Raw genomic sequence first — 25,438 nt, 5'->3', positions numbered from 1 at the left:
GCGACGCGCGTCGTGCCGGGGGTCAGCGTTCCTCACGGAAGAGCACGTGCTGCCCGGCCACGGGGTCGTACTTGCGCAGGACCAGCCGGCCGGGGTCGCTGAGACGGTTCTTGCGCGTCACATAGGTGACGCCGGTTCCGGCCGTCGACTTCAGCCGGACGACGGGGCGCGCGGTGCTGTGTGCCACGGGATCTCCTTTCGCGGACCGGCACCACCTGGTTGATCGGCGCATGCCAGTCACAGGCCCCTCAACGGCACTGCTCGCGAGGACATTCCCGCACCCGTGCGGACGCGGGCGCCACGGAGGACAGGGGGCGGGGGCCGGGTGCGTCCGGTGGCGCCGGGCACGGAGCCCGCGGTGCCGCGCAGGGCATCGCCCAACCGGCCAGGACCGGCATCCGACCGCCCTGCCCGCCGACCCGTGGACGGCCCTCACACCCCGGGCACCCGCTCCGGGCGCCCGGCAGGGCCCGCCGCCCGGAGCGGCACTACAGCGGCGGCGTCCGGAGCCCCGCGACGAGCGCCGCGACCAGTCGGCGGGCGTCGTAGCGGGGGTCGCTGTCGGCACCGATGCAAAGGTTTCCGACGCCGCGCATCAACTCGTACGCCCCCAGGTCGGAGCGGACCTCACCGGCATCGGCCGCGGCGTCGAGCAGGCGGGTGCACACGGGCACGAGCCGGTCGAGGAAGTACGCGTGCAGCGCCTCGAATCCGGCGTCGTCGGACCGCAGTACCGCGGCGAGGCCGTGCTTGGTGACCAGGAAGTCGACGAAGAGGTCGATCCACTGCGCCAGTGCGGCAGCGGGCGACGTGCTGCTCTCCAGCAGGTCCGGGCCGGCCTCGGCGCAGGCGTCGACCTGGTGCCGGTAGACGGCGATGATCAGGTCGGCCCGCGTCGGGAAGTGCCGGTAGATCGTGCCGAGCCCGACGCCCGCCCTGGCCGCGATGTCGCGCACGGGCGCATCGACGCCCGACGTGACGAAGACCGCGGCGGCGGCATCGAGCAACGCCTCCTTGTTGCGCCGGGCGTCCTTCCGCCCGGACGGAGCCGCTCGCCCCACACCCTCCGCGCCGTCCTTCACCACGCACCCCTTCCACACCGCCTTGCCGAAACGGAACAACGTTCCGTATCGTCGTTCCGGAACGAGGTTCCGTTTGCTCATGATGCCAGAGCGGGATCCGGCCACCAAGCCGTGCCCGTGATCGAGAGCCCCCTTCACGACGGAGGAGCACAGCCATGCAGTACCGCCCTATGGGCCGCACCGGCGTACAGGTCAGCACGCTCGCGCTCGGCGCGATGAACTTCGGCCGCATCGGCCGCACCACCCAGGACGAGGCGACCGCCCTCGTCGATGCCTCGCTGGAGGCGGGGATCAACCTCATCGACACGGCCGACTGGTACAGCGCCGGCGAGTCCGAGGAGATGGTCGGCAAGGCCTTGGCCGGGCGCCGCGACGACGTCGTCCTGGCCACGAAGGCGACCATGCCGATGGGCGACGAGCGCAACCACCGGGGCAGCTCCCGCCGCTGGCTGGTCACCGCTCTGGAGGACAGCCTCCGCCGCCTCGGCGTTGACCACGTCGACCTCTACCAGATCCACCGGTGGGACCCGGACACCAGCGACGAGGAGACCCTGTCGGCCCTGACCGACCTGCAGCGCGCCGGTAAGATCCGCTACTTCGGCTCTTCGACCTTCCCGGCTCACCGCATCGTGCAGGCGCAGTGGGCCGCCCGCGACCACCACCTGAGCCGCTACGTCACCGAACAGCCGAGCTACTCGATCCTGCAGCGGGGAGTGGAGGCGCACGTCCTGCCCGTGGCCGAGCAGTACGGGCTCGGGGTGCTGGCGTGGAGCCCGCTGGCGTCGGGATGGCTGACCGGCGCGGTCCGCCGGGGCCGGGATGTCGCCACCCACCGGTCGGCGCTCCTTCCGGAACGCTTCGACATGACCCTTGCGCACAACCGGGCCCGGCTCGACGCCGTCGAGCGGCTGGCCGGGGTGGCGGAGGAGGCCGGCCTGACGCTCATCGAGCTCGCCCTGGGTTTCGTGACCGCACACCCCGCCGTGACCGGCGCGCTGATCGGACCCCGCACCCCGGAGCACCTGCGCTCGCAGCTCGCCGCCGCCGACACGGTGCTCTCCGCGGACGTCCTCGACGCGATCGACGCGGTCGTCGCCCCGGGCACCGACCTGGCCCCGCACGAGAAGCACGACACGCCGCCCGCGCTGCTCGACGCGTCGCTGCGGCGCCGCTGACCGAGCCGGTCGTCCGGCCTCTGCCCGGCAGTGGTCCCGCTGTCCCAGGGGCACGCAGCGGTCCCTGGGACAGGCACCGGGGCCCCGGACCACCGCGGGGCCCGCCGGCCGGAGGGCAGCCCCCACCCCTCCGGCCCCGGCCCACCCTGAAAACGCCCAGGTGGGCCGGGCAGGGAGCACCGCTCGGGGACCTGTCCCCCCGTTCGGCCCATCGCGCCGGACCGGGCGGTGTCCCAGGTCGCGGACCGCCCGCCCGGGTGCCGGCACGCCGTCGAGCGGATGCGCGGCGGGGCGCGCCTGGCGCATCCTTGCTGTGTCGCCCACGCGGCGGCGCACGGACGAGGTAGGGCGATGACTGGGAGCGCCGGGGACGGTCCGGGGACACCCGGGCGGCTGGCCACGCTGCTGGCCGAGGCCGCGACGGACGCGGCCCGCGCGGCAAGCGGGCGCGCCGCGGGCGTCTACCTGTGCTCGCGCACGCCGGGGCTGCTGCGGCTGGCCACCCTGGCGGGGCTGCCGGGCGAACTCTTCCAGCCCTGGTGGCGGGTGCACACCGACCGTCCCTTCCCGATCGCCGACGCGCACCGGCTGGGCGTGGCCGTGGTGCTGCCGAACGCCACCGAGGCGATGCGCCGCTACCCCCAGTTCGCCGCCGGGCTGCCGTTCCCCTTCGGGTCGCTGAGCGTGCCGGTCGCGACGCCGCTGCGGTCCTTCGGCGTGCTGACGGTACTGCGGCCGTCCGCCCAGGACGTCACGGAGATCGTGGCGGACCGGGAAGGACTGACACGCGTCGCCCACGACCTGGCGAAGGCGCTGGTCGGTCTGGAACGCGGGGAACCCGTCGTCTGGGACGAGCCGCCACTGTGCGTGCACGCACCACCGGTGGACCCTCAGACCGGACGTGTCGGCTGCTTCGGCTGGGAACCGGAGACCGACCACCTCACCGCGGACCTCCGCGCCCGCAGCATGCTGGGCCTGCCGCGGACCGGGGAGCCCGGCACCCTGGACACGCTGGTGTCGGCGGTCGCCCCGGAGGACGCCGAGCGGCTCTCCGTGGTCCTGCACGAAGCGGCACACGGCATTCCCCCGATCGTGCCGGTGCCGGTGCACACCGCGGACGGCGCCCTGCGGCTGCTGGACGTGTGGAACCCGCGCACCACGGGTTCCGGCCACGGCCCGCTCCACGTCAGCGGAGCGGTGCTCGAACCCGTCTCGCCGGCCCACGCGGCTGCCGAGCTGCTGCCCGAGGGCGTGTTCTGCGTGGACCGACTCGGAGTGGTCGTCTACGCCAACCCGCGCGCCGCGCTCCTGCTGGGTGTGGCCCGCGACCGGCTGCTGGGCCGCTCGCTGTGGGAGACCGTGCCGTGGCTGGGGAGCCCCGGCAACGAGGACCATCTGCGCGGCGCCCTCCTGGCGCCCGAACCGGTGCACTTCCACACCCGGCGCCCCACCCGCGACGAGGACGGCCCGCCGGGACCCGCCCGCGGATCACAGCCCCGGGACGCCGAGGACGCGGTGCGGCCTGCCGGCACCGTCCGGCCGCCCGAGCCGGCCGCTGGACCGGGACCGGAAGCGGCCGCCGGTGCCCCGCCCCCCGCGTCCGGGCAGCGCGCCGCCTCGCCCGATACCGGCGCCGGCCCTCATCCTCCGCCGTACGAGGGCGACTGGCTCGCCCTCTCCCTCTACCCCGGGGAGGACCTGCTGACCTGCACGGTCGCCCCGGCCGGCCGGGTCTCGGACACCCCGGTGGCCGACGCGGCCGCGCCGCCGGGGCCGGACCCGGAGTCCCTGCCCTACCGGCCGATCGTCCTGGCCATCGCGCTCAACGAGGCGGTGACGGCGCGGCAGGTGTCGGCGGTGGTGATGCAGGAGCTGCTGCCCGCGTTCGGCGGCCGGAGGCTCGCCATCTACCTCCTGCAGGACCGGCATCTGTACCTGGCGTGGGAGACCGGCTTCCCGGATGGTTTCCTGTCCCCGTTCGAGGGCGTCGGGCTGGACGCCCGGCTGCCGGGCGTGGAGACGCTCACCACGGGCCGCCCGCTGTTCTTCGACTCCATGCAGCAGCTCCAGGCCGCCTATCCGGGCATCCCGCTCGACGCGACGGAGGGCGCCCGCGCCTTCCTGCCGCTGATCGCCTCCGGCCGCCCCGTGGGCTCGTGCATCCTCGGCTTCGACCGGCCGCGCAGCTTCAGCACCGAGGAGCGCACGGTACTCACCGCGCTGGCCGGTCTGATCGCCCACGCGATGGAGAAGGCCCAGCGCTACGACACCGAGGCCGCCCTCGCCCGCGGGCTGCAGCGCGCCCTGCTCCCCCAACGGCTGGCCACGCACCCGCAGGTCGAGGCAGCCGGCCGCTATCTGCCCGGCACCGAGGGAATGGACGTGGGCGGGGACTGGTACGACGTCGTGGAGGCCGGGGACGGGCTGGCCCTGGTCATCGGGGACGTGCAGGGGCACGGGGTGCAGGCCGCGGCCACCATGGGGCAGCTGCGCAGCGCCGTACGGGCGTTCGCGCTGGGGGACCGGCCGCCCGAGGAGGTCATCAGCGGCACGAACCACCTCCTCATCGACCTCGACCCGGGCCAGTTCGCGAGCTGCTGCTACGTCCGGCTGGACCCGGCCACCGGGCGGGCCCGAGTGGTGCGCGCGGGGCATCCGCCCCCGCTGCTGCGTCACGCGGACGGCCGTACGGAGGTCGTGGACCTGCCCGGCGGTGTCGTGCTCGGTGTCGACGCGCGCGCCCACTATCCGGTGGCCGAACTGGAGCTGGAGGCGGGTGCGGTGCTCGCCCTGTACACAGACGGTCTGGTCGAGCGGCCCGGCACCGACATCGACGACGGAATCACCGCCCTGCGTCACGCCCTGGCCGGGTCGGACGGGCCGCCGGACACTCCGCTGGCCGATCTCGCCGACAAGCTCACCGCCACCGCGCGGCAGGCCGTCGACCGCCCCGACGACATCGCCCTCCTCCTCGCCGCGCGCCACTGCGTGTGACGGGCGGGTGCGACCCGCCTTCGCGCGCACACGAGGCAGGTGTCTCCCGGCAGACGGCCGGCCTCCCGTCTACCTGTAGAACACGGCCACACCCCCGTGGTGCGAACATGCGCCCTGATGATGTGCCGCGTACGAGAGGGTGCCGTCGTTGCACAGCGCGGTGGCACCACTGCCGCTGCTCGAACCGCCCGACGAGCCAGAACCGCCACCGCCCGACGAGCCGCCACTGCTCCCCGAGCCGGCGGCAGCCGCTTGCGCCGTCACGGTCACCCTGACCTTCACCGTCTCCGTCTCCGTCACCGTCACCGTCGGCGCGGGCTCCGGCTCCGGGGTCTCCGTGACCGTGGCCGTCGCGGTGACCGTCGCTGTCGGCCGTACCGTCTGGGCTGCGGGCTTCGCGCTGCTTCCGTCGTCCGGGTCGCCGGCGCCGGCGCCGATGCCCAGGAAGAAGGCCAGGCCGATCGCAGGCAGCACGTACCGCTTCCGCCCCCACTTCGGCGTCCTCGGCGCGGGCGGCTGCGGCGGTATGGCATACGGGTTGCTCATCTGTCCCCCCAAGGTGCTGGAAGGCACGACCGTAGCGCCGGGTGTGACTGAACGTCAGAGGAATCGTGCGGCGGTCACCTGTTCGTGACGTCGACCACGCTGCCCCCCTCACCACGATCGTCCAGACCGTGGGCCGCTGCCACGACTCCAGAGGGCCGCAGGAACCGGATGCTGCGGCCGCCGGCTTCGGAACTGGCGCGGCTGGGGGAGCAACACGGGCTTCGGCGGCGTCAAGGGCACGCTCGGTGTCATGGCGGGGCGCACGAATCGCACCGGCACGGACGTGCTCCGGCGGCACGCCGGCTGCCCTGTTCCGCAAGCCACGCGTGCGGTGGTGCGACCCACCCGCATGCCAACGGCCTTGCCCCTGCTCTGGCCGTGACGAAGCTGCCAGGAGGGGCAACGCCGTGATGTCTCAAGATGCCACCTCGCCTGCCTGGGCGAGGCCCGTGACCGGCAGCGCACGGAGCCCAGCACCCGGTACGGCGGCGCCCCGGGCCACGCGCGGCGACTGGCCCGCGTGCTGAACGCGCTGTGCGACCACCACGACGGCATCACGCTGGGGACCGTGCCGTGAGGGCACCCCCGGTCTGCACGCGTACGTCGCGGCCGCGACCGCCCCGGTCCTCGCCCTGGTGGTGGCGCGGGCGCGCCCTCCTGCCGGACGCGCCTCAGGCGACCGCGGGGTCAGGGTCGCACCCCCGGATGTCCCTGCCGTCGGATGCCCGGCGCATGTCCGGATGTCAGCACCGGCCCCGACACCCATTGTGACGGCCCATCGGGTATGCGGGCCGTCCGGGGCTCAAACGATCAGCCGCTCCGCCGGAGGTCCGGATGCCTCCGGCGGAGCAGACCCTTTTGTGCCGGTTGGGGCACGGGGAGTGACCTGAACGGGCGCGCCGCTCACCCGGACGGGCGCCTACCCGTCTCACAGACGTCTCACATCCCTGGTGGGCGAGGGTGACTCATGCGGCCCTGACCTGGTCTTTTCCGCGCCGCCTACACCTCACGACCCTGTACGTACGACCTGTAGGGTAGGCACATGGTCCGACTTCTGGGTCGATCCGGGACCCGGTCGCCTCGTCCCGGCGGCACGCGCTCCGCGGCCGCACACGACCGGGTCCGGCGCTCGTCCGCGGGACGGGCGCCCGGCGGGGCGCATGACAAGGGACGTGCGGTGCCGCGGGACGGCGGGGGCCGAAGGCGGTGGAGCGCGGCGCTGCGGGCGGCGCTGGGCGGGCGCAGCCTGGCGGGACAGGTGTTCGTCTTCCAAGTCGTCATCGTCCTGCTGCTGGTGCTGGCCGCGGTGATCGCCCTGCTGCTGCAGTCGCGCAGCGACACGACACGGGAGGCCCGTGGCCGTTCGCTCGCGGTCGCCGAGACGTTCGCCAACTCTCCCGGCATCGTGGCCGCGCTGCGCAGCCCGGATCCCACGGCGGTGCTCCAGCCGAGCGCGGAGGCGGCCCGCATGGCGGCGGGCGTCGACTTCATCGTGGTCACCGACACCGAGGGGATCCGCTACACGCACCCGAAGCCGGACCGCATCGGCAAGAAGTTCGTGGGGACCATCGCGCCCGCGCTGGCCGGGGGGACCGTCGTCGAGGAGATCAACGGGACCATCGGCCGACTGGTGCAGGCGACGGTGCCGGTCAAGACGCCCGACGGCACCGTGGTGGGGCTGGTGTCGTCCGGCATCACCACCAAGCACGTGGGCGGTGTCGCCGACCGGCAGCTGCCGCTGCTGCTCGGGGCCGCGGGTGTGGCCCTGGCCCTGGCCACGGCGGGCACCGCGCTGGTCAGCAGGCGGCTGCTGCGCCAGACCCACGGCCTGGGGCCGCGCGAGATGACCCGGATGTACGAGCACCACGACGCCGTACTGCACTCGGTGCGGGAGGGCGTGATCATCATCGGCGGCGAGGGGGAGCTGCTGCTCGCCAACGACGAGGCGCACCGGCTGCTGCACCTGCCCGACGACGCCGAGCGGCGGCAGGTCCGGGAGCTGGGCCTGGACCCGGAGACGGCGGCCCTGCTGGCCTCCGGCCGCGTCGCCACGGACGAGGTGCATCTGGTCGGTGACCGGCTGCTGGCCATCAACCAGCGGCCCACCGACCTGGCGGGCGGCCCGTCCGGCAGCGTCGCCACGCTGCGGGACTCCACCGAGCTGCGGGCCCTGTCCGGCCGGGCGGAGGCGGCCCGTGAACGGTTGCACCTGCTGTACGACGCCGGGGTGACCGTCGGCACGGGGCTGGACGTCGGCCGCACCGCCGAGGAGCTGGCCGAGCTCGCCGTGCCGCGGTTCGCCGACTTCGCCACCGTGGATCTGTTCGACGCCGTGCTCGCCGGTGAGGAGCCCGAGGTCGGCAGTTCGCTGCGGCGCACGGCGCTGAGCGGGATCAGCAAGGACGCGCCGCTGTATCCGCTGGGCGAGCAGATCCGGTTCGTCGACTCCTCACCGCAGGCACGCAGCCTGCGCACCGGGCTGCCCGTCACCGAGCCCGACCTGGCCGCCGCTTCGGGCTGGCAGGTGCAGGACCGGGAGCGCTCGGCACAGATCGTGGACTTCGGGATCCACTCCCTGATCACCGTGCCGGTGCGGGCGGGCGCGCTGGTTCTGGGCGTGGTCACGTTCTGGCGCTCGGAGCGGCCCGAGCCCTTCGACGCCGACGAGGTGGCGCTGGCCGAGGAGCTGGTGGCGCGCGCGGCCGTGTCCATCGACAACGCCCGCCGCTACACGCGCGAGCACGGTCTGGCGGTGACTCTGCAGCGCAGCCTGCTGCCACGCAGCCTGCCCGCGCAGAACGCCCTGGACATCGCCTACCGCTATCTGCCGGCGCAGGCCGGGGTGGGCGGGGACTGGTTCGACGTCCTGCCGCTGTCCGGGGCCAGGGTGGCGCTCGTCGTGGGCGACGTGGTGGGGCACGGGCTGCACGCGGCGGCCACGATGGGGCGACTGCGCACGGCGGTGCACAACTTCTCCGCCCTCGACCTGGCGCCGGACGAGTTGCTCACGCTGCTGGACGAGCTCGTCGGCCGGATCGACCAGGACGAGGCCTCCGACGGCACCGCCGCTCCCGTCACCGGTGCGACCTGCCTGTACGCCGTCTACGACCCGGTGACGCGTCGCTGCACCATGGCCCGGGCCGGCCATCCGCCGCCGGCGGTGGTCGCACCGGACGGCACGGTGGCGTTCTCCGACGCGCCGGCCGGGCCGCCGCTCGGCGTGGGCGGGCTGCCGTTCGAGGCGACGGAGCTGCAGCTGGCGGAAGGCAGCCGGCTGGTGCTGTACACCGACGGCCTGGTCGAGGACCGGGAACGGGACATAGACACCGGCCTGGAACTGCTGCGCGGCGCGCTGGTCCGGGCGGACTCGCCCGAGGACACCTGCCAGGCGGTGCTCGACGCGCTCCTGCCGGCCCGCCCGAACGACGACATCGCCCTCCTCGTCGCCCGCACCCGGGCGCTGGGTGCCGACCGGGTCGCCGAGCGGGAGGTGCCGATGGATCCGGCAGCGGTGCGGCAGGTCAGGGCGCTCGTCGGGCGGCAGCTGGCCGAGTGGGGCCTGGAAGAGCTGGAGTTCACCACGGAGCTGATCCTGAGCGAGCTGGTGACCAACGCGATCCGCTACGGCAGTGCGCCGGTGCGGGTGCGGCTGCTCCTGGACCGCACGCTGATCTGCGAGGTGTTCGACAGCAGCAGCACCTCGCCGCACCTGCGCTATGCGGCCCTGTCGGACGAGGGCGGGCGGGGCCTGTTCCTGGTGGCGCAGCTCGCCGAGCGCTGGGGCACGCGGTACACGCCGAACGGCAAGATCATCTGGACGGAGCAGCCGCTACCGTAGGCCACACCCCCAGCGACCTCTTTGACATCCCATAAGCGGCCCTTATGACGTCATAGACCGGACCCCCGTACCGACTTAGGTTTGCCTCAGTTTAGGCTTCCCGTCGAGTTGATCCATTGCCGCTCGAAGGGAACCTGATCATGCCCCGCCCCCTGCGGGTAGCCATTGTCGGAGCCGGCCCCGCCGGGATCTACGCCGCCGACGCGCTGCTCAAGTCCGCCGTGGCCGCCGACCCCGGTGTCTCCATCGACCTCTTCGAGCGCATGCCGGCGCCCTTCGGCCTGATCCGCTACGGTGTCGCCCCCGACCACCCCCGCATCAAGGGCATCGTCACCGCGCTCCACCAGGTCCTCGACAAGCCGCAGATCCGTCTCTTCGGCAACGTCGACTACCCGACCGACATCAGCCTGGACGACCTGCGCGCGTTCTACGACGCGGTGGTGTTCTCCACCGGCGCGACGGCCGACCGGTCCCTGCCCGTCCCCGGGATCGACCTCGACGGCTCGTACGGCGCCGCCGACTTCGTCTCCTGGTACGACGGCCACCCGGACGTGCCCCGCACCTGGCCCCTGGAGGCGGAGAAGGTCGCCGTGCTCGGCGTCGGCAACGTCGCCCTCGACGTCGCCCGCATCCTCGCCAAGACGGCGGACGAGCTGCTGCCCACGGAGATCCCGGCGAACGTCCACGACGGCCTCAGGGCCAACGGGGCCAAGGAGATCCACGTCTTCGGCCGCCGCGGCCCCGCTCAGGCGAAGTTCAGCCCGATGGAACTGCGCGAGCTCGACCACTCCCCCAGCATCGAGGTCATCGTCGATCCCGAGGACATCGACTACGACGACGGCTCGATCGCGACGCGGCGCGGCAACAAGCAGGCCGACATGGTCGCCAAGACGCTGGAGAACTGGGCGATCCGGGACACCGGCGACCGCCCCCACAAGCTGTTCCTGCACTTCTTCGAGTCGCCGACCGAGATCCTCGGCGAGGACGGCAGGGTCGTCGGGCTGCGCACCGAGCGCACGGAGCTGGACGGCACCGGGAACGTGAAGGGCACCGGCCGGTTCACGGACTGGGACGTCAGCGCGGTCTACCGCGCCGTGGGCTACCTCTCGGACCGGCTCCCCAAGCTGCCCTGGGACATGGAGTCGGGCACGGTCCCGGACGAAGGCGGCCGGGTCATCGAGGACAGCGGCGCGCACCTGCAGTCGGTCTACGTCACCGGCTGGATCCGCCGGGGCCCGATCGGCCTGATCGGCCACACCAAGGGGGACGCGAACGAGACGGTGGCCAACCTCCTCGACGACCACGCGAACGGACGCCTGCACACGCCCGCCGCGCCCGATCCCGCAGCCGTGGACGCCTTCCTCACTGACCGGAACGTACGCTTCACCACCTGGGAGGGCTGGTACCGGCTGGATGCCGCCGAACGCGCCCTGGGCGAACCGCAGGGGCGCGAACGGGTGAAGATCGTCGAGCGTGAGGACATGCTGCGGGAGAGCGGGGCGTAGGCCCTTCGCCGCCGCCCGGGGGGCTCCTCCGGGCGGCGGCACACCTCCGCTCGGGGGAAGCCGGATGCGGTGAAGGAGCGGGCAACCGGAATGCTTCGGCAGGTCACGGGCATGCTGTGAACGGGGTCACTCCCGATGGACGGGGGGTCCTCCTCCGTGGCCGCCCCTGTTCCTGCCCTCCGCCTCCCCGAAGGACGTGTCGCTGTTGGCTCTCACGTACCCTCATGCACCGCCGGCCCGCAGGCCCGGCCGCTCGTGGACGATCCGGATCGTCGGTCACCGCGACCGCACCGCCTCCGTCACCTGCTCCTCGACGTGCGCCATGCCGACACGTTCCCACGACATCCCAGCACTGCGCCGGTTCGCAGAGGCACACGCCGCCGCCCACGCGAAGGCCGCGGCGGTGCGGGCGGACGCCTCCTGCTGGTGCAGGCAGCAGCGGTGCGCCGCGCACGAGGGCACACGGGTCGGCTGCGCGGGCCCGGTCGTCCTCCTCCTGCGCCACGACCCCGCCGTCGGCCGGGTCTGGACCCTGTGCGAGGTGTGCACCTCGTGCGCCCCGCTGATCACTCACGCCCGGGTGGTCGCGCGCGCCACGCCGGCGGAGCGGAGCCGGGTGCCGGACCAGCCCGGTCCGCGACCGGCCGCCGTACCTTCGGGGTCAGTGGCCGGTCCCGCACCACTCGTTCCGGGCGGCTTCAGCGCACCCCCGGGCACGGACAGCCCGCCGCAGGTGTCCCGCCGGCGCCGACGGGGCCGCGAGCGGCGCAGCGGCCCCTGAGACGGCACCCGAAACGGACAGGACCTGCCCCGATGCGGATGACGGGCCGGCCCTGTCCGCCCGGACGATTCTCGGGCGGCGGCCGGCCCAGGACCACGTGTGAACCGAACCGGCCGTCGTGAACGGCGCACACCCCGAGTGCGCCGCACGCCTCCCGTGCGATTCCCCGGGCGACGGAACCGCACGCGCGGCGCATCCTCCGGCGCGGACGTACGGCGTCACCCCGGTCGGCCCCGGGACGGGGGACGCCTGCGGCGCGGAGTCGGCGGCGACCGTCACGGTCACGGGTCTGTGCCTCGGCCGGCGCGGAGGGGCGCGTGCCCGGCCCGCCGCGCCGCCGGAGCGCTCCGGGTGCCTCCCGCCCACCCCGGCCCCGCTTGATCACCGGTGGCCGGCGGCGGCGATACTGGCAGCCGTACCCCGTCGGCCCCTCATCGCGAATGGACCCATGTCGAGCTCCCCCGAGGACCGCACCGACCCTTCCCGCACCCTCTGGACGGCCCGTGGCCGCCACCTCGGGTACGCGGCGGCAGGGGTCGTCCGCGCCCGTCTCCAGACGCTCAAGGACACCGGGACCCTGCAGGACTTCCTGGAACTGCCCGAGGACGAGTGCCCGCCGGGCCGCCGGGGGTTCGAGGCCCGCTGGCAGGTGGAGGGGACCGTCACGGTGCGGGCCGGGCTCACGGTCGCGGAAGGTGCGGACCACGGGCAGGAGTGGACGCTGATCGCGCAGGCCGACCAGCCCTGGGACCTGCACTGGCCGGCGCCGTCCGAGATGTTCTGGCCGCATGAGCCGGACGGGACGTGGGCCCACGAGTCCCCCACCGGTCTGGGTCACCTCCGGCCCAACGCGCTGCCCGAGGACGACAAGGCGATGCGCCGCGTCCTCCGGGACGCCGTGCGTGACAGCTGGAACGTCCACGTCGTCGTCCACGAGGCCATGACACCCGACGAGCGGGGCCGTGCACCGCTGACGCCGTATCTGCCGCCCGGACTGCACCACCGGGTCGTCGAGCACCGCGCCGCGCCCCACCAGTTGCGGGCGGTCAACTGGGCGCTGCGCGAGTTCGGCGTCGAGGTGCCGCGCGGAGGTGCGCTCGTGCTGCCCGGCATCCCGGCACCGTCCGGCTCGGACACCGGAGCCCTCACGGTGCGCACCGTCTTCCTCGACGGTTCCGAACCCGTCGAGCTCATCGACGCGGTGACACGTTTCGCCGCCCTGTCACGCCCGCTGCCGGAGGGCGCCGGCGAAGCCCTGGCCACGCTCCAGGAGCACTGGCACCTGTTCACCGTGGAGGAGGAACTGGAGCGCCAGCGCAGGCTCGTGACGATGTACGCGGAGGCACTGGAGGCGATGACCCACTCCCGTGACCTGTACCGGGAGGCAGCCGAGCGGGCTCACGAGGCGCTGGCCGCCCTCCGCGAGGCCGCGGGGAGCAGCCCGGCGCCGCCACTGCCGGCCGCGCGGGCCGGCAGCCCCTCCTTCCCTCAGCTGACGCGTACTCTGGAGCGGCTCAAGGGCACTGCCAAGTCCCTGCGCCCGCCCGCCGGACCGCGCCGGGCAGACGGCGGCGAGGTGGACGCCTCCGAGGGGCACGCGGCCCCGTAGGCGGCGCAGGCGCCCCCACGACACGAGGCGGAACCCGGTTCCCCGGACGTACCGTCAGATGCCCGATGACTCACGGGATCCCCGGCCGCACTGCGGAGGACCCTGTGGCGGAGGGGCCGCCCGGAGACGGAGTCGGCCCGACTTCCGCGGCGGCCACAGACGGGCCGGCGTCCGCGGCCCGCCGAAAGACGCAGCGGGCCCAGCAGGCGCCCAGGCGGCCCGCCCCGGTCGAGACCTCCCGGCGGATGCCCCTCCGAGAGACCGCTTCGGGCCGAGTGACAATCCTCACACGCTCCACGGCCGGATTCCGCTCGTCCTGCGGCCGGTGTCCGCTTCCGCGAACCGCCCGCCGGCCACGACCGGGTGCCCGAGGACGGCGGTGCCGGCCGCGTGCCGGGCCCGTGGGCACCGGCGCGCGGCCGATCGCGGCGCCGGGGGTCAGGGCGAGGTGGCTCCCGCCCGCCGTCGTGCCGGTGGCCGGACCAGCAGAGCCGCCAGGGCCACCGCCGCGGCGACCACGGCGGCCGGGCCGGCCAGCCACGGCGGTGCGAGGGTGAGGTCCAGGGACCGCACCAGACCGGCCGGGCCGAAACGCTCGGCGAGGACCTGGGCACCCGCCAGGGCCACCGGGACCGCGACGCACGCGCCCAACAGGGCGCGCGAGGGCTTCAGAGCCAGTAGCAGGGCCAGCGCCAGACAGGTCCCGGACAGGGCCAGGGCCAGCGCGTACACGTCCGCGGGTGCGCCGTGGCGGTGCAGCGGGAAGTACGCCGCACCGCACAGGGCGAGCAGCGCGGTGGCGAGCCGGGCGGTCCACGGTGCCGGGCCGGCCGGTCGTGGCCGGGCGCCCGCGGCGGGGGCGGAGCCGGCCGGTCGTGCGTCCCGGGAACCGGCGGAGGGGTGGGGGGTGGCGGGGCCCGTGGACGCGGGAGTGCCGGCGGAGGGTTCCGACCGCTCGCGGGAGAGTTGCTCTATGAGTTCGGCGAGTTCCTCGACCGGGCGTCCAGTGGCCGCCGCCCGCACGGCCTCGCAGCCGCGGCCCTGTTCCAGGGGCGGGCTGTGCAGGAGCGCCATCAGCCGCGTGACCTCCTCGACGGGGCGCTGCTCGGCGGCGGTGCGGATCATACGGTCCGCGTCTCCGGTGCGGTGCGGCGGCCCGGAGAGCAGGGCGGCCAGCCGGGACACGTCCTCCACGGACCGGTGGGTGCCGAGGGCGTGGAGCATGTCGGCCGCCGTGGCGGCGCAGTCCTCGGACTGTTCGAGCAGCGCGATGAGGCGGGCGACGTCCTCCAACGGCCGTTCGGCGGCGGCCACGTGGAGCAGGCCGGTGACGGGGTCCGCGTAGCCGCCGCTCGTCCCGTCCGCACCGGCCGGGGCGGGGGTGGGATCGGCGTCGTCTCCGGAACCGGGGCCGGGGTCGGCACCCGGATCGGCGCCCGGCGCGACCGGGTGCTCTGCGTCGGCGGGCTGTGGAGCGGGGTGGGCGGTGGCGTCGGAGCGGGTGATGACGGGTCGGTCCGGACCGGGCCGTGAAGAGCGGGTGATCATGCTTGGCTCTCTGTGAGGGGTGCGGTCGCTCCTGCGCCCCGAGCTGCGACACGCGACTTGACGCTGCCCATTACTACGGTCCCGGCGCCGTGATCGCCACTCGGGCGGCGCACACGTGTGAGGACGGGGTGGAAACGGGAATTCGTCCATCAGAAGCGGGGAACTTAAGACGCGACGCGGCGCACCGCGCAGGGGAGGACCCGTGGCTTCGACCACCACGCTCGTCGCCGTGCCCGCGGTCCCGGCAACCGCCCGTGGTGCGGCCGGCTGCACCCGGCAGGACCTCCTGAGAGCGGGCCGCAGGCCCCTCCTGCCGCCCGCACGGTCCGCACCCAGCACGACCGTCCGACCCCAGGCCACCTGCTGACGCGCACCCCGCAACTCCCCTGTCCCACGCCCCTCCTCCGCGCTGTGCGCGGCGGGCGCCGGGGCTCGACTCCGCGATGACTACGGAGAGTAAGGAAACCAATCACCCGTTCGATTCGTATAAGTGACTGGAGGTCGCAGGAACGCGCTGGGCCGAGTGGTGCCGTTCAGCGGCTCCGCTTGTTCGAGGCAGTACCGAAGAGGGAGAGACGATGCAACCGTTCGCGCTCAACTACGCACGCCCCGCGGCGGAGTTGGAGTTCGCCACGCCCTACACATACGACTCCGGACTGCAGCTGAACGTGCTCCTGGACGGTGGGATAGCGGCGCGCGACCATGTCTTGCTCAGAGAACTGGGGACCACCACCTCGACCGCGGGCTCGAAGACCCACTTCGACGACTGAACACGGAACCTACGACGATGACCGTGTTGATCCTGACCTCTGAAGAGGACGTCACAGCGGACATGGTGGTGGTCCACCTGCACGCCCTGGGCGCCCCGGTGGTCCGGCTCGATCCCGCCGACCTGACGAGCGGCGTCGCCCTCTCCGGGGAGTACGTCCACGGCGCCTTCCGCGGACACCTGTCGTCCGCCGGGCGCCTGGTGAGCCTCGACGGCCTGCGGTCCGTGTGGATGCGCAGACCCGGGGCCGCCGCGACGCGGGCGGCCGCCCCCTCCCCCTGGCTGACCGAGGAGTCCGAGCAGGCGCTCTACGGCATGCTCCGCGGCGCGCAGGTCCGCTGGATGAACCATCCGGACGCGGCCCGCCGTGCCCGGCACAAGCCGTGGCAACTGCGGCTCGCCCAGCGCAGCGGGCTACCCGTGCCGGCCACGCTGATCACGACGTTTCCCCAGGCCGCCCGCGAGTTCGCGGAGCGCTACCCGGACCTGGTCGTCAAGCCGGTCTCCGGAGCGCATCCACAGGACCCGCCCCAGGCGGTGCCGACGAGCCGGGTCGCCCCCGACGTCGACTTCACGGCCGTCGCCTACGGCCCGACGCTGCTCCAGCGCCGGGTCGCCAAGGGGGCGGACGTACGGTTGACGGCCGTGGGCGGCTCCCTGCTCGCGGCACGCAAGCCCACCGCCCCGGACGCCGATCCCGACCAGGTCGACGTCCGCTTCGCGCCGTCCTCCGGCCCGTGGCTGCCCGCCGAGGTGCCGCCACGCATCGCCGACGCCGTTCGCGCCTACCTGACCGAGGCGGAACTGGCGTACGGCGCATTCGACTTCGCCGAGGACGCCGACGGAACCTGGTGGTTCCTGGAGTGCAACCAGTCGGGCCAGTTCGGCTTCGTGGAGGTGGACACCGGCCAGCCGATCTCCCGGGCGATCGCCGAGTGGCTGAGCAGGCCGGCGCCGGGCGAGCTGCCGCAGCAGGCTGACCGCACGGGGACCAGGCTCCCCTGAGGCCGTATCAGTTTCCGCCGCGCCGGGTCGTCACTGGGGCCGCGGGCCGGGCAGCAGCGCCGTGCGCTGCCACCCGGTTCCCGGCTGCGGAGTACGGCCGCCGGAGGATTCCTGGAATCCGGGCGTTTGCAGGGGACGCAGAACGAGTTCCAGCTCCCTGTTGACTCGCTCGGCCTCCCGGCGCACCTCGGCGGGCACGTCGCCGCACTCCTCGATCAGTCGGTCATAGATGGGGGAATCGTGGAACACCCGGCAACGCGCCTTTCATCTCATCCGTCCATGTGCCTTGAGCACGGCTGCCGAGTCTAGGCGCCCCGGCAACCCGGGACACGCAATCCGCCGGAGTGCTTGCGCCGTCGGAGGGAACTGTGCCCGCGCCCACAGGGCGCACACAAGGCTCAAACGGCCAGTGACAGACCGGTCTCACCCTCCTTCCCGACGACCGTACCGCCGGCGCCGCCGGCCGTGTCGGTGCCGCCGCGCCCCGCTTCGAGCAGGGCGTCCGCCTTGGCGATCGCGTCCTGCAGGCTCGTCGTGCCCATCAGGACGCACAGGGTGTAGCTCACGTCCTCCAGTTCCCGGGCGGCCGTCGCCCTCTCCCTCTCCGCCTGAGCGATCTTCAGTGTGGCGTACCGCGTCAGCAGGATCCTGACGGTCTTCGGGTCCGGCATGAGCAACGGAGTTCCCCTCTCTGCATTTTTTGCTCCGTATGCCCGCCCTGGACCGGACTATGCGAGCTTTTCACGCACCCTTGCAGGAAATTCCGCGTAAAGCCCGGGTCTGCGCACACAACACCGCACCCCCGGCCGGAATCCGGACACGGCACCACGATTCACCCGAACCGTCGTCACCGAGCCGTGGACCGCTTCCCGCGGCGCCCGCACGCGTTGGACAGGGCACGTGTCCCCGGCTACGAACGGTGCCCGCCCATGACTTGGTCCAGCCGCCTGCTGAACACGCTCTACGCCACCACCAGCACCGGTCTCGCCTGGACGGCCGAACTCCAGTTCCGCTACGGCCTCGCCTGGGCCGGCTGCCTGTTCGGCGCGGCCTGCGTGGTGCCGGTCATCGCCGTGGTGCGCGAGAGCGTGCTGTGCGATCTGCGCCGGGAGACGGCGGCACACGCCGCCGGCCGGACGAGGCCGCCCCGGGCGTCCACCGACCGGGCGCGGGGCTGCGCCACCGAGGCGACGGTCCGGACCGAACTCGGCGCCGCCTGCTGCGAACGCTGGTGGACCAGCCTGGGCACCGACCACGACACGGCCTGCCGGGCACAATCCCGTCGCAGCAGCGCCGCCTGACCGCACCCGCCCCCGCCAGCTGGGCGGTGCGGGGTCTACTCGCCCAGGGTACGGGCGAGTTCCGTGGTGGCGCGGGCGATCTCGGTGTCGTCGTCGGCGAGCAGGCGGTGCAGCGCGCCACGGCGGGCGTGGACGGCCTGCCGGGCGTCGCGCTCCCAGGTGACGTGGTTCTCGCGGCGGTTGAGCAGTTTGGGGTAGATCGCGGCGGTCCGCTCCCACTGCCGTGCGTCGGCGATGTTCTTCAGCAACCGGATGATGCGGGCGCGACAGGTGACGTGCGGGAGCTGCGCCAGTTCCCACAGGAAGGGAACGGTGGCCGCGGTGGCCTGCTCGACGACGAAGCCGTACTGGCAGATCCGCATGCGCAGTTCGTCGAGAGCCGCCCGGGCGGTCTCGGCGTCGCCCCTGGCGACGCTGTCCAGCAGGACGGGAATGGCCGCGGCCGAACCGGTGGAGTCCTTGATCTCACCCCACGGAACCTGGTCGAGCGCGGCGAGGGCCGTGCCCCGGGACGCCGGCGCTCCGGCGGGCGCGTGGCGATGCGCGTGCGTGCCGATCCCGCTGGACTTGCGTGACGCCCGCTGGGCTGATGAGGACACGGCTTCTCCCTGAGACGGCGTCAGGTCCGGGCGCCCACGGCAGTGTTGACGCCGCGGCCATTATCCACGTCGATGGTGCTAGCGTGCAATTGCACGCGAAATTGCGCGAACAGCGAGGAGGCTGCGGTGTCACCTGTTCGGAACGGAGTGCGGGCCAGTTCGCTCCAGGTCCGCTGGTCCAAGAGCCGTCACAGCAATGCCGAGGGAAACTGCGTGGAGATCGCCACGCTGCCTGACGGTGGCGTTGCCCTGCGCAACTCCCGTGATCCGGACGGGCCCGCGCTCGTCTACACACCCGCCGAGGTGGCGGCGTTCCTGGCCGGCGCGCGGGACGGCGAATTCGACCACCTGGTGTGAGTCGGGCCGCGACGCGGCTCCCCGACCTCAGCGCATGTGCGCGGGAACAGGGCCTGGGAGCCGACGCGGTGCGGTACCCTGGGCTCCACGTCTGCCGGTTCCCAGGGAGTCAGGATGTCCGCCGAACCGCATCGCATCTCCCGCCTGGAATCCTATCTGGACCGGCCCGAGCCCGCTCCCACTCTGCTGAAGATGCTGGTCGGTGTGCAGTTGGCCGGCTTCCGGGAGGACGCCGGGCTCTCCCAGGACCAAGCCGCCCGCGCGGCGGGGTTCAGCGGGGCCAAGCTCTCCCGCATCGAGTCGGGCAAGGGCCGCCGCCCGCCCTCGGAGGGCGACGTCCGCGCGCTGCTGGACCTCTACCGCACCGATGCGTACGAAGCCTCGGTGCTGCTGAAGCTGTTGCAGCGAGCCGGTGAACCGGGATGGTGGCAGCGCTACGACAAGCGGCTCATGCCCGAGTGGTTCGACCGGCTCGTGGGGTTGCAGGAGGCGGCGGCCACCATCCGCACTTTCGAGATCCAGTACGTTCCGGGCCTGCTGCAGACCCCGGCCTATGCCCGGGCCGTGGTGGAGCGCGGGCTGCCCAACGCGCCGTCCGGCGAGGTGCAGCGCCGGGTGGAGCTGCGCACGCGCCGCGCCGAGCTGCTGCACCGCGCGGACGCCCCGCGGTTGTGGGCGATCGTGGACGAGTCGGTGCTGCTGCGGGTGCTGGGTGGCAAGGACGTCATGCGGGAGCAGCTCACCCAACTGATCGCCATGGCGCAACGCCCCCATGTCACCGTACAGGTGGTGCCGTTGGACGCCACGAACGCCTCGGCACCCGCCATTCCGGTCACGTACCTGCGCTTCGGCGGCCTGGACCTGCCGGACGTGGTCTACCTGGAACACATCCGCAGCGCCAACTTCCTGGAGGACCGGGACGAGACGGAGGAGTACCGGCTCGCCCTGGACCGGCTGGCCGACGAGGCACTCCAGCCGCGCGCGTCGCTGAGTCTGCTGCGGGAGACGCTGGAGCAGCGCTACCCCGCTCCGTGAGGCACCGCGCCGGTCGGAGCGCCACCGAGACGGGAGGTCGCAGTGCCGCGGGACCCGGTCCTGCGGACGGCGGGCGCTCCCGTCGAACCCCTCCCTAGCGCAGTCGCCCGACACCGCCGAACTCGATCCATTCCTGGGTGAGCTGACGGGGCGCCACCTCGCTGTCGGGGCGCCAGGTGGAGACCTCCACCAGGCCGGGTTCGAGGATCTCCATCCCCTCGAACCACGCCGCGACGTCCTTCTCCTCGCGGACACGGCCCCAGTGTCCCTCGGTCGCCTGCTCCATGAAGTCGGTCACGAAGCGCCGGACCTCGGCATCCTCGCTGACGAGCTGACACATCACCATGAAGCTTCCGGGCGCCAGCCGTTCGGCGACCCGGCGGACCACCGCGGGCGGACCGTCGGTCCCGCTGTCCGGAATGCAGTGGAAGACGGAGTTGAACAGCACGGCCACGGGCTGCGAGAAGTCGATCAGCCGCTGCGTGTCGGGGTGACCGACAATGGCGTCGGTCTCCCGCAGGTCCGCGTGGATGACGGTGGTGCGCTCGTCCTGCTCCAGCAGGGCGCGACCGTGGACCAGGACCATGGGGTCGTTGTCGACGTAGACGACGTGGCTGCCGGGGTCGACGCGCTGGGCGACCTGGTGCACGTTGTCCTGGGTGGGCAGGCCCGAACCATGGTCCAGGAACTGGCGGATTCCGTACTCGGCGGCGAGGGTGCGCACCACACGCTGTAAGAAACGCCGGTTGTTCAGCGCCAGGGCACGCGTACTGGGGACGACCTTGTCGAGTTCCTCGCATGCCGCGCGGTCGGCCGCGTAGTTGTCCTTGCCGCCAAGATAGTGGTCGTACATGCGCGCGGCTGTCGGCACACTCGCGTCGATCTTCGTGGACAGCTGCTTACCGGTGTGCATCGCTCCCCCAGCTCGGTGCCGACCCAACTCGTGCGGTGTGACAGAGAGTACAGCGTCGGATGCTTGCGCTCGACCGATCCGGGGACTTCCGTCGGCGGCGTGCCCGGCACGCCGGGCAGGTCGGAGCGGACGGCGGTACGGAGACCTGGGTGGACAGGTCGGTGCCGGCCGCTTCGCTCTTCTGCGGGAAGATCTTCGTTCCCGCCTTCCACGCGGCCGAGGTCGAGCCCTGGCGGGCGTCGGCACGCTCACTGACGGCGCCGGTGGGACCGAGGCGGGTGCGGGGCGTGCAGCGTCCCGCGACGCGCCACTCCCCCGGGTCCCCCTCGTGCACCGGCCCCGGCGGACCGCGCGGCGCAGCGCCCTCGCAGCGCCCGGACAGGCACCGGCGTCCCGGCCCCCTCGCCCCGTCCCCGGCGCCGTCCCCCACCCCCGCCCGGGCCGGGCCGACGGTGACAGCTCACGGTCCGGCCGTGCACGCCGGGGACACCCGGCACCGGCTGTCCCCGGCGTGCACGGCCGGGCCCGACGTAGGAGCGTGGTCGTGTGGCCGGTGTGCGCGTTCTGTCACCGCGCCGGGCGGGTGACCGGCGCGGCTGGCTGCACGGCGCGCCCCCGCCCTGGTGGGTGCGGGCGCTGCCGATCGCGCTGGTGGCCGCCGTGTGTGCGGCCACGCTGGCGAGCAGCGAGCCGCTGGACATCGGGTTCCTGCTGAGCGCGATCCCGCCGCTGGCCGTCCTGTCGTACGGGCCGCTGGGGACCGCCGTGCTGGGCGGTGTGGTGATCGCGGTGCTCAATCTGCCCGCGTTCCAGCTCGACAAGCCCGGCCAGACCGACCTGTCGACCATCGGCTTCGTGGCCCTGCTGAGCGTCTTCGTGTCGTTCGTGCGCAGCCGCCGCGACGCCCAGCTGGACCTGGAGAGGACGGTGGCCGTTGCGGCGCAGCGGGCCATCGTCCAGCCGGTGCCCGAGCGGGTGGGTCCGGTGCGCTGCGCGGGGCTGTACCGGGCTGCCGAACGGGGGACGCTCGTCGGCGGTGACTTCTTCGACGTGCGCGGCGGCCCCTACGGGGTGCGGGCCGTGCTGGGGGATGTGCAGGGACACGGGCTGGCGGCCGTGGCCACGGTGGCGTCCCTGCTGGGGGCCTTCCGGGAGGCGGCGCTGGACCAGCCTGACCTGGAGTCGGTGGCCGCCCGGCTGGACCGCAGGCTGGTGACGGACTCGGCCCACACGCCGAACGCCGAGCTGTTCGCGACGGCCGTCCTGCTGGAGTTCGGCGCAGACGGACGGACGGTGCGCGCCGTGTCCTGCGGCCATCCCGCGCCGTTGCTGCTGCGTGCGGGGAAGGCGACGGAGGTGGCGGTCGAGCCGTGGCTGCCGCTCGGTCTGGGGCTCCCGGAACGCGCGCCGCCGTGCGCGAGCACGGTGGTCCTGCGAACCGGGGACCGGTTGCTGCTGGTGTCGGACGGTGTCATCGAGGCGCGGGACGCCTCCGGTGCCTTCTATCCGCTCGCCGAACGGCTCGCACCTCTCACCGACGTCCCCCTCCCGGCGCTCACCGCGCTGCTGTGGGCCGACCTGGAGCGCTACAGCCCGAACGTGGCGGACGACGTCACGATGCTTGCCCTCGCTCCGGAGGCCCGCTGACGCCCGCCGGTGCCGCCTCGTGGTCTCCCTCGGCGTCGACGTGCGGCAGGATCCGGTCGAGCAGGCGGGGTGTCCACCAGGCGTGGGGGCCGAGAAGGGTCATCACCGCGGGCACCATCAGCAGGCGGACGACGCTGGCGTCCAGGAGCACGCTGACGGCGAGGCCCAGACCCAGCATCTTGACCACGATGCTGTCGCTGATGATGAACGCCGCGAAGACGCTGGCCATGATCAGTGCGGCGCAGGTGATGACCCGGGCGGTGATCTCCAGCGCGTGGGCGACGGAGTCCTCGGCGTCTCCGGTGCGCAGCCAGTTCTCGTGCACCCGGGACAGCAGGAAGATCTCGTAGTCCATGCTGAGCCCGAAGATGATGGCGAACATCATCATGGGCACGTAGCTCTCGATGGGCACGGTGCCGTTGACGCCGAGGGCGGGGCCGCCCCAGCCCCACTGGAAGACGGCCACGACGACGCCGTAGGAGGCGGCGATCGACAGCACGTTGAGGACGGCCGCCTTGACCGCGACGAGCAGGCCGCGGAAGACCACCAGAATGATCAGGAAGGCCAGACCCACCACGACGGCGATGATGATGGGCAGCCGGTCCGCGACGATGTCCCGGAAGTCGACCTGGGCGGCGGTGGTGCCGGTGACGTAGCCGTGGGCCTCCGTCCCGGAGACGGCCTGCGGGAGCGTGTCGTCACCGAGACGGTTGACCAGGTCGGTGGTGGCGGCGTTCTGCGGGGACTGCTGCGAGTAGACGGTGGAGATGAGGACGTCCCCGTCCTGGGTGGGCGTCAGCGGTGTCACCGTGGCGGCTCCCGGTACGGCGTCCAGCGTCTTCTGCGCCTGCGAGGCGAGGGCGGAGCGGTCGGACTGCGGTACGGAGGTCTGGTCGATGACGACGGTGATGGGGCCGTTGGAGCCGGGCCCGAAGGCGTCCGTCATCAGGTCGTAGGCCCGCCGGTCGGTGAACGAGGTCGGGTCGGCGCCGTCCCCGATGTGGCCGAGCTGGATGGAGAACAGGGGGATGGCGAGCACCGCGACGATCGTGACGCCCGCGGCCAGGTACTGCCAGGGCCGCCGCTCGACCCGCTTGGCGTACCGGTGCCAGGTGCCCTGGGGCTCGGAGCCCGGCTCCCCGCCCGTCTCGGCGACGGCTCGGCGCACCGTGAACCGGTCGATGCGCTTGCCGAGCAGGCCGAGCAGCGCCGGCATCAGGGTCAGGGCGCCGGTGACGGCGGAGACGACGGTGACGGCGGCGGCGACGCCCAGCTTGCCGATGAAGGACACCCCGGAGGCGTACAGGCCGCACAGTGCGACGATCACCGTGCAGCCGGAGACCAGGACGGCCCGGCCGCTGGTGGCGGCGGCGTGCCCCGCCGCCCCGACGGGTTCCGCGCCGTTCATCAGGTCCTGCCGGTGGCGGGTGAGCAGGAACAGGGAGTAGTCGATGCCGACGCCGAGGCCGATCATCGTGGCCAGGGTCGGCGAGACCGTGGCGAAGGTGGAGGCGGCGGCGAGCAGGCCCAGCAGGGCGAGCCCGCCGACGACGGCGACGAGGGCGGACAGCAGCGGCAGCAGTGCGGCGATGACGCTGCCGAAGCCGATCAGCAGCACCACGATGGCCACGCCGAAGCCGATCGCCTCGCTGAGCCGATCCTTGGGGGTCGGGCGTGCCAGTTCGCCGAGCGGGCCGCCGTACTCGACCTCCACGCCGGCCTGCCGCAACGGGCTGACCGCCCGGTCGACCCCGTTCAGGTAGTCGCTGCCGAGGGTGGAGGGCTGCACGTCGAAGCGGACGGTGATGTAGGCGGTCTTGCCGTCGGACGACAGGGGGCCGACGTCACTGCTCTGCTGCGTCTGCTGGGACGTGCCGCCGGGTGGCGTGAGCGGGTTCTGCACGGACAGGACGTGCGGCAGCTTCTGGAGGTCGGCGACGGTGTCGGCCATGGGGGTGCCGAGGGCGGTGAGGGACTGGCCGGCGTCGTGCAGCACGATCTGGCTGCTGTAGCCGCCGGCCTGCGGGTCGTGCTGCTTGAGCACGTCCAGTCCCTGCTGCGACTGGGTACCGGGAAGGGCGAAGTTGTCCGAGTAGTCCCCGCCGAAGGCGCGGTTGAGTCCCTGGAACGCCACGAGGGCGACGAGCCAGGAGATGATGACGATCAGGTAGTGCCGGGCGCACCATTCCCCGAGCCGTCTCAGGGCCCCTCGTGCGGTCCGTCCCCCGGCCTGCTCTTGGGTGGGTGACATGGCCTCGGTTTCTCCGCTGGGTGGGTCTCCGGCCTTCCCATTCCACGCCGGCCCGACCGGGCCGGCATCCCGGAGTGCGCCGTTCGGGAACGCGGCTCGGGAGCGGCGACCGCCGCGGCGCGGCGGGGACGGCTCCGGCGGCCCGCGTCCTCCGGATGCAGGGTGCGCCGCCTCGGGGAATGGTGTTAGTGGACCCGATGACCACACCGGGCCGCCGCATCCTTCCGCACCGGAGGAGGAGCTCGAACCATGTCGCCGTCACAGCCCGAAGGGTCCCGGTCGCCCCGGGACAGCACCACTCCCGACCGACTGCTCCATGCGCGCACCGGCACCGACGTCACGCCCGAGGACGTGGTGCTGGCCGCGGGCCGGGACCTCACACCGCGCAACCTGGAATGGGCCAGGCAGAAGCTGGCGCAGGAGGGCCCCGCCGCCCTGGACAAGCTGCTGCCCTAGGTGTGGCGCAAGCGGCGCCGGCCGCCC

22 protein-coding genes and 1 pseudogene are annotated in these 25,438 nt (G+C 73.3%); 14 read left to right on the top strand and 9 right to left on the bottom strand.

All coding sequences use genetic code 11. The features are described 5' to 3' along the window. Window positions 1-22: 22 nt before the first annotated feature. Together rpmG and I3F54_RS25945 are read right to left on the bottom strand one after the other, a co-directional pair. Window positions 23-187, bottom strand: a complete 165-nt coding sequence (gene rpmG, locus I3F54_RS25950) for a 50S ribosomal protein L33 (RefSeq protein ID WP_240121329.1) — start codon at window positions 185-187, stop codon at window positions 23-25. A 301-nt stretch (window positions 188-488) separates the two neighbouring features. Further along, the gene (locus I3F54_RS25945; protein ID WP_240121328.1) at window positions 489-1,163 is read right to left on the bottom strand and encodes a TetR/AcrR family transcriptional regulator; all 675 of its coding nucleotides are present in this window, start codon (window positions 1,161-1,163) and stop codon (window positions 489-491) included. 74 nt (window positions 1,164-1,237) lie between these two features. On the opposite strand from I3F54_RS25945, the gene I3F54_RS25940 reads away from it, so the two are divergent. Then, complete coding sequence (locus I3F54_RS25940) at window positions 1,238-2,257, top strand: aldo/keto reductase (RefSeq protein WP_240121327.1); 1,020 nt, start codon at window positions 1,238-1,240, stop codon at window positions 2,255-2,257. 351 nt (window positions 2,258-2,608) lie between these two features. Then, window positions 2,609-5,251 carry a SpoIIE family protein phosphatase gene (locus I3F54_RS25930; RefSeq protein ID WP_240121326.1) on the top strand — a complete coding sequence of 881 codons (2,643 nt, stop codon included), beginning with the start codon at window positions 2,609-2,611 and terminating at the stop codon, window positions 5,249-5,251. Window positions 5,252-5,320: 69 nt separating this feature from the next. Here the strand turns inward: I3F54_RS25930 and I3F54_RS25925 are convergent, their stop codons facing one another. Continuing rightward, window positions 5,321-5,797: a DUF3761 domain-containing protein gene (locus I3F54_RS25925; RefSeq protein ID WP_240121325.1), complete on the bottom strand. Its 477-nt coding sequence runs from the start codon at window positions 5,795-5,797 to the stop codon at window positions 5,321-5,323. Window positions 5,798-6,218: 421 nt separating this feature from the next. On the opposite strand from I3F54_RS25925, the pseudogene I3F54_RS32610 reads away from it, so the two are divergent. The 5 genes and pseudogenes from I3F54_RS32610 to I3F54_RS25905 form a co-directional block, all read left to right on the top strand. Next, window positions 6,219-6,374, top strand: a pseudogene (locus I3F54_RS32610) (DUF6415 family natural product biosynthesis protein); the annotation flags it as partial. Window positions 6,375-6,839: 465 nt separating this feature from the next. After that, entirely contained in the window at window positions 6,840-9,635 is a 2,796-nt protein-coding gene (locus I3F54_RS25920; RefSeq protein ID WP_240121324.1) for a SpoIIE family protein phosphatase/ATP-binding protein, read from the top strand. A 140-nt stretch (window positions 9,636-9,775) separates the two neighbouring features. Further along, window positions 9,776-11,140: an FAD-dependent oxidoreductase gene (locus tag I3F54_RS25915; RefSeq protein WP_240121323.1), complete on the top strand. Its 1,365-nt coding sequence runs from the start codon at window positions 9,776-9,778 to the stop codon at window positions 11,138-11,140. Window positions 11,141-11,345: 205 nt separating this feature from the next. Beyond that, window positions 11,346-11,921 carry a hypothetical protein gene (locus I3F54_RS25910; protein ID WP_240121322.1) on the top strand — a complete coding sequence of 192 codons (576 nt, stop codon included), beginning with the start codon at window positions 11,346-11,348 and terminating at the stop codon, window positions 11,919-11,921. Window positions 11,922-12,369: 448 nt separating this feature from the next. Continuing rightward, the gene (locus I3F54_RS25905; RefSeq protein ID WP_240121321.1) at window positions 12,370-13,530 is read left to right on the top strand and encodes a hypothetical protein; all 1,161 of its coding nucleotides are present in this window, start codon (window positions 12,370-12,372) and stop codon (window positions 13,528-13,530) included. A gap of 438 nt (window positions 13,531-13,968) precedes the next feature. On the opposite strand, the gene I3F54_RS25900 is transcribed toward I3F54_RS25905, so the two are convergent. Further along, complete coding sequence (locus I3F54_RS25900; protein WP_240121320.1) at window positions 13,969-15,078, bottom strand: hypothetical protein; 1,110 nt, start codon at window positions 15,076-15,078, stop codon at window positions 13,969-13,971. Between the two features lie 578 nt (window positions 15,079-15,656). Between I3F54_RS25900 and tgmA the strand changes: the two genes are divergently transcribed. Next, a complete protein-coding gene (gene tgmA / locus I3F54_RS25895; RefSeq protein WP_240121319.1) occupies window positions 15,657-15,848 on the top strand; it encodes a putative ATP-grasp-modified RiPP in 192 nt (63 codons plus the stop codon). A 17-nt stretch (window positions 15,849-15,865) separates the two neighbouring features. Then, window positions 15,866-16,852 carry an ATP-grasp ribosomal peptide maturase gene (gene tgmB, locus I3F54_RS25890; protein WP_240121318.1) on the top strand — a complete coding sequence of 329 codons (987 nt, stop codon included), beginning with the start codon at window positions 15,866-15,868 and terminating at the stop codon, window positions 16,850-16,852. A gap of 30 nt (window positions 16,853-16,882) precedes the next feature. Here the strand turns inward: tgmB and I3F54_RS25885 are convergent, their stop codons facing one another. Both I3F54_RS25885 and I3F54_RS25880 read right to left on the bottom strand, forming a co-directional pair. Next, the gene (locus I3F54_RS25885; protein WP_240121317.1) at window positions 16,883-17,101 is read right to left on the bottom strand and encodes a hypothetical protein; all 219 of its coding nucleotides are present in this window, start codon (window positions 17,099-17,101) and stop codon (window positions 16,883-16,885) included. 149 nt (window positions 17,102-17,250) lie between these two features. After that, window positions 17,251-17,529 (bottom strand): DUF5133 domain-containing protein, encoded by a 279-nt coding sequence (locus I3F54_RS25880; protein WP_240121316.1) that lies wholly within the window; start codon window positions 17,527-17,529, stop codon window positions 17,251-17,253. A gap of 252 nt (window positions 17,530-17,781) precedes the next feature. On the opposite strand from I3F54_RS25880, the gene I3F54_RS25875 reads away from it, so the two are divergent. After that, window positions 17,782-18,153 carry a hypothetical protein gene (locus tag I3F54_RS25875; RefSeq protein ID WP_240121315.1) on the top strand — a complete coding sequence of 124 codons (372 nt, stop codon included), beginning with the start codon at window positions 17,782-17,784 and terminating at the stop codon, window positions 18,151-18,153. Window positions 18,154-18,188: 35 nt separating this feature from the next. Here I3F54_RS25875 and I3F54_RS25870 read toward each other — a convergent pair whose 3' ends face one another. Further along, window positions 18,189-18,710, bottom strand: a complete 522-nt coding sequence (locus tag I3F54_RS25870; protein ID WP_240121341.1) for a hypothetical protein — start codon at window positions 18,708-18,710, stop codon at window positions 18,189-18,191. Window positions 18,711-18,878: 168 nt separating this feature from the next. Here I3F54_RS25870 and I3F54_RS25865 point away from each other — a divergent pair, with 168 nt between their 5' ends. Then, window positions 18,879-19,109 (top strand): DUF397 domain-containing protein, encoded by a 231-nt coding sequence (locus I3F54_RS25865; protein WP_240121314.1) that lies wholly within the window; start codon window positions 18,879-18,881, stop codon window positions 19,107-19,109. 114 nt (window positions 19,110-19,223) lie between these two features. Beyond that, complete coding sequence (locus I3F54_RS25860; protein ID WP_240121313.1) at window positions 19,224-20,144, top strand: helix-turn-helix transcriptional regulator; 921 nt, start codon at window positions 19,224-19,226, stop codon at window positions 20,142-20,144. Window positions 20,145-20,238: 94 nt separating this feature from the next. Here I3F54_RS25860 and I3F54_RS25855 read toward each other — a convergent pair whose 3' ends face one another. Continuing rightward, window positions 20,239-21,057 carry an SAM-dependent methyltransferase gene (locus I3F54_RS25855; protein WP_240121312.1) on the bottom strand — a complete coding sequence of 273 codons (819 nt, stop codon included), beginning with the start codon at window positions 21,055-21,057 and terminating at the stop codon, window positions 20,239-20,241. Between the two features lie 546 nt (window positions 21,058-21,603). Here I3F54_RS25855 and I3F54_RS25850 point away from each other — a divergent pair. Continuing rightward, window positions 21,604-22,704: a PP2C family protein-serine/threonine phosphatase gene (locus I3F54_RS25850; RefSeq protein WP_374205966.1), complete on the top strand. Its 1,101-nt coding sequence runs from the start codon at window positions 21,604-21,606 to the stop codon at window positions 22,702-22,704. On the opposite strand, the gene I3F54_RS25845 is transcribed toward I3F54_RS25850, so the two are convergent. Next, complete coding sequence (locus tag I3F54_RS25845; RefSeq protein ID WP_240121311.1) at window positions 22,670-24,955, bottom strand: MMPL family transporter; 2,286 nt, start codon at window positions 24,953-24,955, stop codon at window positions 22,670-22,672. The two genes, I3F54_RS25850 and I3F54_RS25845, sit on opposite strands and share 35 nt — an antisense overlap. 249 nt (window positions 24,956-25,204) lie before the next feature. On the opposite strand from I3F54_RS25845, the gene I3F54_RS25840 reads away from it, so the two are divergent. Then, window positions 25,205-25,411 carry a hypothetical protein gene (locus tag I3F54_RS25840; RefSeq protein WP_240121310.1) on the top strand — a complete coding sequence of 69 codons (207 nt, stop codon included), beginning with the start codon at window positions 25,205-25,207 and terminating at the stop codon, window positions 25,409-25,411. The last annotated feature ends 27 nt before the right edge of the window (window positions 25,412-25,438 follow it).

Source organism: Streptomyces sp. MUM 2J (genome assembly GCF_022414535.1).
In the GTDB taxonomy this organism is placed as follows: Bacteria; Actinomycetota; Actinomycetes; order Streptomycetales; family Streptomycetaceae; genus Streptomyces.
The sequence above is the reverse complement of the archived record's forward strand: the minus strand, read 5'-3'. Positions and strand labels throughout refer to the sequence as shown.